12 protein-coding genes are annotated in these 12,624 nt (G+C 30.2%); 6 read left to right on the top strand and 6 right to left on the bottom strand.

All coding sequences use genetic code 11. From position 1 onward, the window contains the following. Positions 1 to 725 precede the first annotated feature (725 nt). From HGPT_RS09870 to HGPT_RS04340, 3 genes are all read right to left on the bottom strand, one after another. Positions 726 to 1,394: a M24 family metallopeptidase gene (locus tag HGPT_RS09870; protein ID WP_245544129.1), complete on the bottom strand. Its 669-nt coding sequence runs from the start codon at positions 1,392 to 1,394 to the stop codon at positions 726 to 728. Next, positions 1,394 to 1,810: an aminopeptidase P family N-terminal domain-containing protein gene (locus HGPT_RS09865; RefSeq protein ID WP_245544128.1), complete on the bottom strand. Its 417-nt coding sequence runs from the start codon at positions 1,808 to 1,810 to the stop codon at positions 1,394 to 1,396. Before HGPT_RS09865 ends, HGPT_RS09870 begins: the two co-directional genes overlap by 1 nt. A gap of 220 nt (positions 1,811 to 2,030) precedes the next feature. Then, positions 2,031 to 2,714, bottom strand: a complete 684-nt coding sequence (locus HGPT_RS04340) for an MltG/YceG/YrrL family protein (protein WP_019138639.1) — start codon at positions 2,712 to 2,714, stop codon at positions 2,031 to 2,033. Between the two features lie 73 nt (positions 2,715 to 2,787). Here HGPT_RS04340 and HGPT_RS04335 point away from each other — a divergent pair, with 73 nt between their 5' ends. Genes HGPT_RS04335 through HGPT_RS04320 form a run of 4 tightly spaced genes read left to right on the top strand, consistent with a single transcriptional unit; the run spans position 2,788 to position 7,582 of the window. Next, positions 2,788 to 3,777 (top strand): RluA family pseudouridine synthase, encoded by a 990-nt coding sequence (locus HGPT_RS04335; protein ID WP_040542618.1) that lies wholly within the window; start codon positions 2,788 to 2,790, stop codon positions 3,775 to 3,777. Then, positions 3,758 to 6,361, top strand: a complete 2,604-nt coding sequence (locus HGPT_RS04330; protein ID WP_019138637.1) for a PD-(D/E)XK nuclease family protein — start codon at positions 3,758 to 3,760, stop codon at positions 6,359 to 6,361. Before HGPT_RS04335 ends, HGPT_RS04330 begins: the two co-directional genes overlap by 20 nt. Then, positions 6,354 to 6,899 (top strand): 5-formyltetrahydrofolate cyclo-ligase, encoded by a 546-nt coding sequence (locus tag HGPT_RS04325; protein WP_019138636.1) that lies wholly within the window; start codon positions 6,354 to 6,356, stop codon positions 6,897 to 6,899. Before HGPT_RS04330 ends, HGPT_RS04325 begins: the two co-directional genes overlap by 8 nt. Then, the gene (locus HGPT_RS04320; RefSeq protein ID WP_019138635.1) at positions 6,896 to 7,582 is read left to right on the top strand and encodes a CPBP family intramembrane glutamic endopeptidase; all 687 of its coding nucleotides are present in this window, start codon (positions 6,896 to 6,898) and stop codon (positions 7,580 to 7,582) included. Before HGPT_RS04325 ends, HGPT_RS04320 begins: the two co-directional genes overlap by 4 nt. A 118-nt stretch (positions 7,583 to 7,700) precedes the next feature. Here the strand turns inward: HGPT_RS04320 and HGPT_RS04315 are convergent, their stop codons facing one another. Then, on the bottom strand, positions 7,701 to 8,585 hold the full coding sequence (locus HGPT_RS04315; RefSeq protein WP_040542520.1) for a YitT family protein: 885 nt from the start codon (positions 8,583 to 8,585) through the stop codon (positions 7,701 to 7,703). A 414-nt stretch (positions 8,586 to 8,999) separates the two neighbouring features. Here HGPT_RS04315 and HGPT_RS04310 point away from each other — a divergent pair, with 414 nt between their 5' ends. After that, a complete protein-coding gene (locus HGPT_RS04310) occupies positions 9,000 to 10,265 on the top strand; it encodes a Glu/Leu/Phe/Val family dehydrogenase (RefSeq protein WP_019138632.1) in 1,266 nt (421 codons plus the stop codon). 140 nt (positions 10,266 to 10,405) lie between these two features. Here HGPT_RS04310 and HGPT_RS10390 read toward each other — a convergent pair whose 3' ends face one another. Then, a complete protein-coding gene (locus HGPT_RS10390) occupies positions 10,406 to 10,885 on the bottom strand; it encodes a substrate-binding domain-containing protein (RefSeq protein WP_051007891.1) in 480 nt (159 codons plus the stop codon). Further along, positions 10,878 to 11,402, bottom strand: a complete 525-nt coding sequence (locus tag HGPT_RS10385) for a LacI family DNA-binding transcriptional regulator (RefSeq protein ID WP_051007890.1) — start codon at positions 11,400 to 11,402, stop codon at positions 10,878 to 10,880. The genes HGPT_RS10390 and HGPT_RS10385 overlap by 8 nt, the downstream gene beginning before the upstream one ends. A 237-nt stretch (positions 11,403 to 11,639) precedes the next feature. Between HGPT_RS10385 and HGPT_RS04300 the strand changes: the two genes are divergently transcribed. After that, the gene (locus HGPT_RS04300; RefSeq protein WP_019138631.1) at positions 11,640 to 12,614 is read left to right on the top strand and encodes a dihydrodipicolinate synthase family protein; all 975 of its coding nucleotides are present in this window, start codon (positions 11,640 to 11,642) and stop codon (positions 12,612 to 12,614) included. Positions 12,615 to 12,624: the final 10 nt, after the last annotated feature.

Here is a 12,624-nt window from a genome sequence, read left to right as displayed (position 1 = left end):
TTTAGCACCAGCTGTAAAAATTGGTGCACGAGAAAGAAAGTTCAAAGCATGGAATGCTGCCGGTAACAGCCCCTTATAGGGGCAAAACAAACCACCGGCTTAGCCGGTGGTTATGATTTACATATTTTATTTATATGTCTGTTCTAAAGATATAAAAAACAAAAGGCAAAATAAAAGGCTAGCAAAAACTGCTAGCTTTATTTTTTTACTCTCTTATCTATAAAATTTTTAAGTTCTTTTTATACAGACTTTACTGTCGACTTTTAAGCCGATTTCTATAATTATCTCATCTGTCCAAACCTATTGTAAGCACTGTCTTTTAAAAGTAGATAGAGGACAAACTTTTTATTTACATATTTCCATCAACAAAAGAGCGATTTTTTATTAGCGAATAAAAAATATCAACTCTTTTATCTAAATCATCAGTATAAAGCTCTTCATTTTCAAAAGTCTGAAAAGAACTATTTAGTGATGATTCCAATAAATTTGTATCTCTAGTCCCATAACTTACAGAAAAAAGAAAAAATAATCTTTTTAAAAATACAGCTACGTGGGTTATTGTCTGAGATTATCTCTTTATTAGATTTCAACGAGCTTGGGGCACTATTGCCAAGCTCATAATAAATATGAAGATGTAAATAGAAAAGTTTAATTAATAAAATATTAAGCTTATTTTATTGTAAAAATTTATTTTTGTTGTTAATTTTTGTTAAATAACTTCATATTTAGTTCATTGGAACTACCCTTAAATCCTTTGAAACGCTATTTAAAACTTCACACCCATCTTCTGTTATTAAAACTAAATCTTCAATTCTAACTCCAATTCCTTCGTCTAATAAATAAATGCCAGGTTCAATGGAAAAGATTTGTCCCACTTCTATTATGCTGTCATTGACTGAAGAAACATCGCCTTCTTCGTGAGTTTCAAGTCCAATGGAGTGACCAGTTCTGTGTGTAAAATATTTTCCATAGCCTTTTTCTTCGATATAAGATCGAGCTGCCTTATCTACATCAGACATCTTGTTGCCAGCTTTTGCAGCAGCAACTCCACGAAGGTTTGCTTCTTTTACAATTTCATAAATTTCTCTCGCCCTGTCTGATACTTCGCCAATAAAAACTGTACGAGTCATATCAGATGCGTAATTTTTATACATTCCACCAATATCTAGGACAACACAGTCGCCGAGTTTTCCCTTGCTATTATCTGTTGAATGGTGGGGATCAGCGGCAGATTTTCCATAAGCAGTTATTGGTTCAAAGGAAACTTCTTCAACTCCGTGAGCTTTGTAAATTTCTTTTAATTTTTGTGAAAGTTCTTTTTCACTCAAACCTTTTACAACCCATGGGATTAATTCTTCCATAACTTTATCGTTGATGGCAGAAGATTCACGCATTAAATTTTTTCTTCTTCGTCTTTAACTCTTCTAACTCCATCTACAATTGTGGATCCATTTATATATTTTTTATCTGGGAAGATTTCTTGAAGTCTAAGCAAGAATTTTGCGGACCAAAATTTATCAATTCCAATTAAATCATCGTCTTTTATAAATTTTGAGAGTTTTTCAATGCCATCTTCAACATCGTTATACCAGATAAAGTCAACTCCAGCTATTTCTTCTTGAGGGAATAATTCATTTATAAGAAGTTTTAAATCTCCATCCTTGTGGATATAAAGGGCAAGAGCTCTTTCTCCTGAGCTAATCATCCTATCTAGAAGATAAAAAATTGCATAGGGATCAGTTATTATCATGTGGGAAAGATTATTTTCTTCCATTTTTTTTATTAGTCTATTAATTCTATTTTTGTGCATAGCGTCCTCCAATCTTTTTTTAAAATATATCACAAATTTCTCCATATAGCCATGGGGAAAAGAAATCGCTTTTATAATTTAATAAAAGATTTCATCTTTAAAACTATTTTAAAAGCTGACGCTTTTAAGTAATATTTTTAAGAAAACTTCTTTATAGAGAAATATAAAAGCAGAGCTTTTACCCTAATTTTATACAAAAAAATCTGTAGTTTCCTACAGATTATTTTTGTGCAAGTGATTCAATTATATTTGCCACCTTTGATGGCATTTCTATTTTGTGTTCACCTGGAGCAAATGCATTAACTCCAAGGTTATTGCAAGCACTTACGAAGGCATTTTCAGATTCAATAACGCCTTTTTCTTTTAAGGTTTTTGCAAGATCTTGTGGACTTGCTCCTTCTTCTATGTTTACAGTGTAAGTTTTAAATTCAATGCCAGCTATTTCAGCAAGTATTTCTTTTACTGTAAGGTCCTTATCAAATTTGTAAGCACCAGGATTAATCTTGTCCTTGATTTGCAAATCATCGGCCAAGGCCTTGTAAGTTGCCATATCAGCTATTAGTCCCTTAGAGATTAAAAGTTCTCCAAGACTATCTACATCAGTTCCTTCAGGAACTGTAAATTCATTTACATTTTCATTTTCGTCTTTTTTATCGTCATCAATTAGGACAACAGGCTTAACAGCTTTTTCTTCTTTTATGCCAGTTGCAACTAAAATTTCGCCATAAGTTTTCTTTAGTTCATCTACTAGACCAATATTTATTTCTTTAGTTGATATAGAATTTAAATATAGAGAATCCATTCTCCACTTAATTACAAAAACTAAAAATATGAAAAATAAAATTGATAACAAAACTTGTGCGAATTTAATAAAAAAGAGTTTGCCTTTGTTAAAGTTATTCAAAATAAACCTCTTTTCATCTTGTTTTGATATAATTATATCAGCAAAGTTAAAAAATGAAAAGTTTGGAGATATTATGCGAAAAATTATTGTTAATAAAAATGATGAGGGAAGAAGATTAGATAGATTTTTAAAAATCTATTTTGAAAAAGCACCACTTTCCTTTATATATAAAAATTTGAGAAAGAAAAATATAGTCTTAAATGGGAAAAAAGCAAAGCCAGAAGACATAATTAGTGAGGGCGACGAGATAAAATTATTTTTGGCTGAAGATACTATAAATAAATTTAAGAAAGATATAAAAAAATCAAAGAATTCAAAAAAACCAGATATTTTATATGAAGATGAGGACATAATACTTGTGAAAAAGCCTGTGAACATGTTAACTCACAATGACAGTCACGGCTACAAGGACAATGCCCTTGATAGGATGGTAGATTATTTAATTAGTAAGGGCGATTACAATCCAAGATTGGAAAAATCTTTTAGACCTGCCTTTGTAAATAGGCTTGATAGAAATACTTCTGGGATTTTAATTGGGGCAAAAAATTTAAAGAGTCTGCAAGATTTAAATGAAGCTATAAAAAATAGGGAGATAAAAAAACTTTATGTAACTATTGTTTCAGGTTTTGTAAAAGCTGATTTTGATGTGGATATTAATCTTAAAAAAACTGGCAACAATGTCATGAAAAAGACATCAGATAGGGAAGGGAAAAGATCTTTGACAGAATTTAAAGTCTTAAAATCAAATGAGGACTATTCTCTTCTTTCTGTAAATTTAATAACTGGAAGGACACATCAAATTAGGGCTTCTCTAAAGGAAAAAAATTTGAGTATAATTGGAGATAGGAAGTACGGAGACAATAGGGTAAATAAAATTTTTAGAGACAAGGGTCTTGACAGTCAGTTCCTCCACAACTATGCCCTAGTTTTTGAGTCAGATAGATTTGATAAATTGAAGGGCAAAAAATTTATTTATCTGCCAGGCAAAAAGATGACTGATATTGCAGAGGACATATTTAAAATAAATTTAGGTGAATTATTAAATGAAGAAAATAATTTTTAGAAATCCTAGAGAAAATTTTGATTTTGAAAAGTTGAAGGGCAAGGAAACTTTAATAATCTTGCCCTCTCAATCTGCTATAAATTTTTACATAAGAGAAATGTTAAAAAAGGGTTTGGACATAAGTAAGACTGAGTTTGAAACTTTTGACGGCATTGGAAAGAAAAATAGGGAAAAAAGACCTGATGAAATCTTAAAATATTTGGTCTTGTCAAAAATTTTGAAGAAAAATTTTGGGGATATTCCAGTTTATCCAGAAACTGTGGATATTGTTTTGGATTTTTTTGATGAAATTTGTGAAAACAATTTAAGTGTTTGTGATATAAGAGAAATTCCTGGTGAGATTTTTAAAATTTTGTCAAAAGTTTTTGAAATCTATGAGGGATATTTTAAGGCTAGGTCCTATGATATTTATGGAAAAGTAAAGAAATCTTCCATAAAATCAAGCAAATTTGACTCTATAATAATTTCTGGATTTTTAGAATTTGGAAAAACTGAAGAAGAAATAATTAGAATTTTATCAGAAATAGAAGACAAAAATATCTACATAGACATGCCCTTTAATTTTATAAATTCTGACTTAATTGAAGATACTATAAAAAGTTTGTTGAAATTTTCTTTTGAATTGGAAAGAGGAGAATTTTTAGATTATAAAGAAGAAATAAAAAAAGATAATATAAAAGTTTTTTCTTCAAAGAATAATTTTTACAATTTGTTTTTTTCAGAATTAAAATTGCTTTTAAAAGATGAAGGTCCAAATAGTATTTCAATTTTAAGTGCTTCATCTAGTCTTTCAGAGAAAATTAGAAGTAGAGAAAAATTTGAGGGTCTAGAATTTAATTTGCCGAGATATGAAAATTCTCTTCTTGAAAGTGAGTTTTTATCTCTTTTAGATTATTTTAGTGACAGGTCTAAGGAAAATACTTTAAAAAGAGTGAGATTATCCTTTTTTCCACTAGATATTGACGAAATAAAACTGGAATCAGCTTTGATGTCCTACGATTTTAAAGATTTATATGATATAGATTTTTCAAATATAAGGGAATTTAGGATAAATGATGGGGACTTAAAAGATTTTCTCCTTGGCAGTAAAATTCTTCAAGATGAAAAAATAAATAAAAGTGACAGTCTTGATTATTATAGGAAATTTTTTGGAGAATATTTAGAAAAAGCTAGGGAAATAATAGAAAGTGAACTTGAAAAAAATCCAGAGAACATAATAAGGCGAGAACTTAGATTTTTGGAAAAACTTGATGAAATATTTTTGAAGATGGATAATCTTTTGGACTTTTACGAAATTATTGATCTAGATGAATTTATTTTGATTTTGAATAAATATATGGAAATGGCGAAGATTTCTCAAGTGCAAAATCTTGATGCCCTTGAAATTTTAAAGCTTAGTTCCAATTATTATAGAAGTTTTAAAAATTTAATCTTAATTGGATTTGATGAAAATTATGAAAATAATAAAAAATCAAATTTTATCTACAAGAGAGAAAGTCAAGCGATCATGGAGAAATTGGGAATAATAAAGGATAATTTTAAGAGAGATTATATTTATTTACTTTATGATTTTTTCACAGCAAAAAATATTTTAATTCTTTGTGGAGATAGGGAAAAGGGCTTTTCAAAACTTTTAAATTCTCTCATTTATGATTTGGATCTTGAAGTTCAAGAAAAAGAAAAAATTTATGAAACTTCTAAACTCTATAAAAGAGAAGAAGTTGAGGAAGAAAATTATCTCCTTGATTTTCTAAATTTGACAGAGATTAATAAAAAAATTTCTGAAAGATCTTATTCTGTGACAGATTTTGATGTTTTAAAGGACTGCCCAAGGAGATTTCTCTTTGAAAGAGTTTATGGACTAGGTAAACTGGAAAAGGACTATGATGAAAAATTTTATATAAATATGGGGGACAAGTACCATCATATTTTGGAAAAATATTTTAAAGCTGAAAGTGGATTTAATGAAGATAAGTTAAGGCAATTGATTTTGGAGGAAGAAAATCTTGGCGATTTTGAAAATTTATCTTTTCTCAATAAAATTTCTGTCCTAAATTCTCAAAAAATTTTGGGAGAATATATAAAAAAAGATTTGGAAGTTCAAGAAAAATATGGATTTAAGCCAAAATATTTTGAAGAAAGTTTTATGACTGACGTGAGGGGACTAAAAATCAGGGGAAGAATCGACAGAATTGATGCTCGTCATGATGAAGAAATTTTAATGGACTACAAGAGGTCATCTGTAAAGACAAAAAAAGAAATTGTAGATTTAAAATCTTTCCAAATGCCACTTTATGCTATAGCAAGAAGAAAAGTGGGTAAGAAGTTATCGATGGCGAATTATGGTTCTATTAAAAGGGGAGAAATTTCCACAGTTATAAAAAATTCTGATATCTTGCCAAAAGATGACAGGGGGAGATATTATTTCACAGAAGAGGAAATTCAAGAACTTTTAAATAGAGTTGAAGATGAGATAATTTCCATAACTGACAGCATAAAAAATGGTAATTATGAATCTACTAGTGATTGCAAAAATTGTGATTATTTAGAAATTTGCGAAAATAAGGAGAAATTTAATGGATAAAAAAGAACTTAGGAAAAAATATACAAAAATAAGAGCGGAAGTAAAAAATAAAGAGGAAAAAGACAAGTTAATTAGAGAAAAATTAAGAGAACTTGAAATTTATAAAAAGGCAAAATCAGTTTTTGTTTTTATATCTTATAAATCTGAAGTTGATACAAGAGAAATAATTGAAAATATACTTGAAGATGGTAAAAAACTTTTAGTTCCACTTGTTAAGGGCAAGGAAATGATAGCAGTGGAAGTAAAGGGAATTGATGATCTTGAAGAAAATAAAATGGGCATTTTAGAACCAAAAGATGGAGAAGAAGTAAAAGATGTGGACTTAACTATTACTCCAGGTCTTGCCTTTGACAAAGATGGTTATCGCCTTGGCTATGGTGGAGGATTTTATGACAAATTTTTTGCCAAAGTTGACACTATAAGATTGGGCATTGGATATTCAGACCAATTTGTGGAAAGTATAGTTCACGAAGAATATGACAAGCCTTTAGAATATCTTTTGACAGATGAAGGTTTAGTAGAGTTTGATCAAAAATGAAAAGATCTTATCCAGAAATAGAAGCTAAAACTTGGAAATGGGTCTTGGCACTTTTTCTATCAATTGCATCCTTCTTTGGAATTAGCCTTATATTTGGACTTTTGAATTTGAAAAATGAAGTTTTATTGGCGACAGGAATAAGTATTTGTGCTCTCTTGTCCCTTCTTGTAGTTGATAGGGATTTTATTTTTAAAATATTTTTGCCCCTAAAAATGAAGGACCTTCTCTATATTTTAATAGGCCTTGGATTTTCTTTAGTGGCAGTTATAGTGTCATCTATTGTTGTAGAAAAAATGGGAATAGAAGGCAGTGCAAATCCAATTTTTGATGTCTTGACAGAAGATAACATTAAGAGCTTTTTTGCCTCAACTTTGATTCAATTTATTGCAGAAGAAATAATTTTTATAATTCCCTTTTTATTTGTGATAAATAAATTTAAGACAAAAAATGAACTTTTAAAAACTATTGTGGCAATACTTGTTTCATCAGTAATTTTTGGTGCTATGCACATTTCAACTTATAATTTTAATATTTTGCAAGCAGTTCTTGTGATATCTATAATAAGGACAGGTCTTTCAATGTCCTATGTTATTTCAAAAAATTTGACTGTAACTTATTTGATTCACATAATTTATGATTGGACCCTTATTGGAATATATTTGACAGCAGGACAAATGATTTAAAAGCTTAAAAAAATAAAGCCCCACAATCCTGAAAGTGGATTGAGGGGCTTTTTTGTACCATAAATAGTGTAAGAAAGAAAGTAAATTCTATCTTGCACTATTTTTTGTGGCAAGATTTTTAAATTGAAAGTTCTTTAAATCCATTGCCCAAAATTTCTGAAGTTTCAGACACAGTTACAAAGGCACCAGGATCTTTTCTTTTTATGATTTGTCTAACTTTAACCAGTTGTCTTGAAGAGCAGACAACATAGAGTATGTGAACATCTTTTTTCATATAAGAAGTAATTCCCTTTATGTAAGTTGCACCTCTATTTGTTTCTTCGTGAATTTCTCTTGCAATTTCTTCATTGCAGTCAGAAATTATTAGGACTTGTTTTTGTTTTCCAACACCAAGTTGAATCCTATCAATTACGCTATAACTTATAAACATTAAAATTAAAGTAAAAAGAACCTTGTCTATTGAGTACAAGTAACCGAGGCAAGATACAATAATAAAATTAATTCCCATTAAGACATTGCCTATAGTAATATTAAAATTCTTTTTTAAAATAGCTGCGATAATATCAAGGCCACCAGTAGAAGTTCCACTTCTAAAAGCAATGCCAGCTCCAATTCCATTTAAGAGCCCACCAAAGATACAAGCAAGGATAGGTTCCTTTGTCAGGAAAAATCCTGGCATAAGTTTTTCGTAAAAAGAAATAAAAAGTGATAGAAGAAAAATTGCAAGTGTAGAAAAAAATGTAAAATCCCTATCAAGAAAAAATAAACTCAAAAAGGAAGTTGGAATATTTAAAAAGAAGACAAGTAAAGGAAGGCTAATTCCTGTTACATTGGATGTCAAAATACTAAGACCTGTCAAACCTCCTGATATAAGTAAATTTGGTTTAATAATATATGTAATTGAAAAGGCAGTTATCAAGTTGCAAATAATTACAGAAAGTAATTTCCTGCCGAAAGTTTTCGAAAAAACCCAGTTCTTAAAACTAGTCTTATGTGAATTCACTTTATCACCTCAATTTGTATGATACACCAAATTAGAAAAAATATTAAGTGATAAATTTGATATATATAAGATAAAAAATATAAAATAGGAAAAATTATAAAGAGATAAAAGCTAAAACTAAAGCTTTTGCCAAAGATTTGTGAAAATGATTACAGAATTTGAATTTTTATTTATTTAGAAAAATGCTAAGTGAGAAATTAGAAAAAATTAATGACATAAATTATAAAAGTAGCTTACTATTGTTTACGAATTGAATTAATATAAGCTAAAAAGAATAAAATGATAAAGCTTAAATTATAAATACAAACAATTAGTTAAAATTGATGGGTCAACTTGAACTTAATATTTCTATTTGTTATAATTATGACTGTAAGAAATGGTTATCATGATTATACATAAAGGAGAGTGTTAATAATGACAGATACTTTAAATCCGTTAGTAGCAGCTCAACAAAAAGTTAAAGCTGCATGTGACAAGCTAGGTTGTGACCCAGCAGTTTATGAAATTCTAAAAGAACCTGAAAGAGTAATTGAAATTTCTATTCCAGTTAAAATGGATGATGGTTCAGTTAAAGTTTTCAAAGGTTGGAGATCAGCTCACTCAACAGCAGTTGGTCCTGCTAAAGGTGGATGTAGATTCCATCCAAATGTAAACCTTGACGAAGTTAAGGCTCTTTCACTTTGGATGACTTTCAAAGGTGGCGCACTTGGTCTTCCATATGGTGGATCAAAAGGCGGAATTTGTGTAGATCCTTCTGAGCTTTCTGATAGAGAATTAGAACAACTTGCAAGAGGTTGGGTAAGAGGACTTCATAAATATCTTGGAGAAAGAATTGATATTCCAGCTCCAGACGTTAATACTAACGGACAAATTATGTCTTGGTTTTTAGATGAATACATCAAATTAAATGGAGACAGACAAGATGTTGGATCTTTCACAGGTAAACCAGTTGGACTTGGTGGATCTGAAGGAAGAAACGAAGCAACAGGATTTGGTGTTGCTGTAGTAACTAGAGAAGCTGCAAAACGTGAAGGAATTGACTTCGCAAAAGCTAAGATTGCAGTTCAAGGTTTCGGTAATGTTGGATCTTTCACTGTTAAAAACATTGAAAGACAAGGCGGAAAAGTTTACGCTCTAGCTGAATGGGACAAAAAAGAAGGAAACTACGCTCTATACAATGAAAATGGACTAGACTTCAAAAAACTTCTTGAATACAAGAACGAACACCACACATTAATTGGTTACCCAGATGCAAAACAAATCACAGATGAAGATTTCTGGACTGGCGAATGGGATATCTTAATTCCAGCAGCTCTTGAAAATGTAATCACTGGCGAAGTTGCTAAAAAACTTAATGTTAAATTAGTTTGTGAAGCAGCTAATGGTCCTACTACTCCAGAAGGAGATAAGGCTCTTATGGAAAGAGGAATTCCTCTAACTCCAGATATCCTAACTAACTCTGGTGGAGTTCTAGTTTCTTACTACGAATGGGTTCAAAACCAATACGGAATGTACTGGACAGAAGCTGAAGTAGAAGAAAAACAAGAAGCTGACATGATGAAAGCTATCGAGGGCGTATTCGGCGTTTGTGACGAATATGATGTAGTTCCTAGAGAAGGAGTTTACATGTACGCTATTCAATCAATTGACAAAGCAATGAAACTTAGAGGATGGTATTAATCCCTATAAGTAAATAAATGCTTAAAAAGGCCGCAAGTTATCTTGCGGTTTTTTTGTGCTTATTTTTACATATTGATAAAAAATAGTGCTGATTTTTTACCTTCAACAATGTTTTTTGTTGTGCATAAAAATACATATTATTAAGTTGTTTCTCTAACAGACAAAAATGTATTAAATGTAATATGTTCTACTTGGGAATAGTCCGATTTTGAGTTGATTTTATTTATTAAGAGTTCTACTGATTTATTTGCAATTAGATCAAGCGGCATTTCCATGGAAGTAATTTTTGTCTCTAATAAATCGCCTATTGAGTGTCCTGTTAAACTTAATATTTTCACATCGTTTGGTATTTCAAATCCCATATCTTTTAAAGATCTTAAAACTCCCATTGCTTGGAGATCATTTCCTGTCAATATTCCATCAATATTTTCGTAATTGTCATATAGTTCTTTAGATTTATTGTAACCAGTCTTAAAAAAATCCATATTGTAATAATCATGGCTTATTGATAAGTCTTCTTGTCCTATTTCAGATATAGCTTTTAAATAACCTTTATATCTTTCTGCAAAAGGACGAATTTCTAAGATTCCATTTATTAGTGCAATTTTTTTACTAACCACATTTGTGCAAAAAATGGACTCCTTCATGAGCACAATTAAAATAATTTACATCAACTGAGCTTAAGTGATCAGTTTGATTTCTAACCAACTGTACTACAGGTAAGTCAGATGAATTTATATCTCTAATAAGTCTTTTATTTTGTCCTGTTGATACTATCAACAAACCATCTGTATAACTATCCCTAACTTTTTTTAATGATATTTCTTCTACGTTTGGATCATCATTTGTATTTATTATTACTATTTCATATTCATATTCTCTTGCTTTCTCTTCGATAAGTTGAACTAACTCTCCAAACATGGATAAGAACAAAGATGGTATCATTACGCAAATATTTTTTCTTTTACCCTTTTTAACACCCTTGATTAATAAATTGGGTTTGTAGCTCAATTCTTCTACAGCTTCCATTATTCTTTTCTTAGTTTGTGGATGAACATACCCACTATTATTTAAAGCTCTAGACACAGTACTGACATCAACGTTTGCTAGTTTAGCAACATCCTTTAATGTTGTCATAAAGCCCTCCATTCTTATAAGTTATAATACAATGATATATTTTATTTGAATTTATTTCAATACTAACAATTTACTCAAATAATGCAATAGTATTGCATAGAATATTTAATTTCTGCAAAATATTGCACAAGGTATTGATTTCGTTGACCATGTTTGGGAATAGATGATATAAATTAGTTAGAAAACGTTGCAGCGTATAAATCATTAAGTAAAAATAAAAATTAAGGAGTAATTAAAATGACTAAAGAAAAAACTTTTAAAACTATATTTCCAGCAGTTTCTGTACCACTAAATGACGATGATACTATTAATGAAGAAGAATTTAGAGAATATTTAAGATGGTTAAAAACTTTTTATGATAAAGGAATCCAAGGACTAGTTGTAAACGGTCACACTGGAGAAGTTACAGGATTAACTGAAGAAGAAAGAATTAGAACAATTGAAATCGCAGCTGAAGAATGTGGAGATATTATGACAATAATATCAGGAATAAACTGTGAAAGCACAAATGGTGCAATTAAAATGGCAAAAGATGCTAAGACAGCTGGAGCTGATGGAATTCTATTAATGCCACCACATATGTGGTTAAGATTTGGTATGCACAAAGATGCTCCATTTGAATTTGTAAAAGATGTAGCTGAAGGAGCAGACATAGATATTATAATTCACCTATACCCAGCTACTTCTAAAGCATTTTATCCAGTTGAAACTCTTATTAAAATGTGTAAAGAAATTGATCATGTTAAATCAATCAAAGTTGGTACTAGAGTTACTTCAATTTACGAACACGATATTAGACTTCTTAGAGAAGAATGTCCAGATATATCTCTTATCACTTGTCACGATGAAACTCTATGTGTAACAATGTTTACTGGAGTAGATGGTGCTCTTATAGGATTTGCTGGTTGCGTTCCTGAAATTATCTGCGAAGCTTGGGATGTATTTAAAAATCCTGAAAAACATACTCTAAAAGAAGCTCAAGAAGCATCTGATAAGATTTATCCAATTAGTCAAGCTATTTACGGTGGAGGACAACCTTCTGGTGAAGCTCATGCAAGACTTAAAGAAGCTCTTGTTCAAAGAGGAATTTTCACTAGTGGTCTTATGAGAAAACCAGTTCTTCCATTAAATCAAGAAGAAAAAGATTGGATTGCTGAAGGCCTTAAAAAGAGCGGTGTAGAAAAAGTTGATATGACTGAGTTTAAAAAATAAGAAAATTCTT

Origin of the sequence: Peptoniphilus timonensis JC401, from assembly GCF_000312025.1 — a bacterium.
Lineage (GTDB): Bacteria > Bacillota > Clostridia > Tissierellales > Peptoniphilaceae > Peptoniphilus_A > Peptoniphilus_A timonensis.
The sequence above is the reverse complement of the archived record's forward strand: the minus strand, read 5'-3'. Positions and strand labels throughout refer to the sequence as shown.

Bases quoted from the DNA above. Each gene is read 5' to 3' on its own strand.
- HGPT_RS09870 (WP_245544129.1), bottom strand. From the start codon at position 1,394: ATGCGTGAATCTTCTGCCATCAACGATAAAGTTATGGAAGAATTAATC.
- HGPT_RS09865 (WP_245544128.1), bottom strand. From the start codon at position 1,810: ATGCACAAAAATAGAATTAATAGACTAATAAAAAAAATGGAAGAAAAT.
- HGPT_RS04335 (WP_040542618.1), top strand. From the start codon at position 2,788: ATGCGAAAAATTATTGTTAATAAAAATGATGAGGGAAGAAGATTAGAT.
- HGPT_RS04330 (WP_019138637.1), top strand. From the start codon at position 3,758: ATGAAGAAAATAATTTTTAGAAATCCTAGAGAAAATTTTGATTTTGAA.
- HGPT_RS04325 (WP_019138636.1), top strand. From the start codon at position 6,354: ATGGATAAAAAAGAACTTAGGAAAAAATATACAAAAATAAGAGCGGAA.
- HGPT_RS04320 (WP_019138635.1), top strand. From the start codon at position 6,896: ATGAAAAGATCTTATCCAGAAATAGAAGCTAAAACTTGGAAATGGGTC.
- HGPT_RS04310 (WP_019138632.1), top strand. From the start codon at position 9,000: ATGACAGATACTTTAAATCCGTTAGTAGCAGCTCAACAAAAAGTTAAA.
- HGPT_RS10385 (WP_051007890.1), bottom strand. From the start codon at position 11,402: ATGACAACATTAAAGGATGTTGCTAAACTAGCAAACGTTGATGTCAGT.
- HGPT_RS04300 (WP_019138631.1), top strand. From the start codon at position 11,640: ATGACTAAAGAAAAAACTTTTAAAACTATATTTCCAGCAGTTTCTGTA.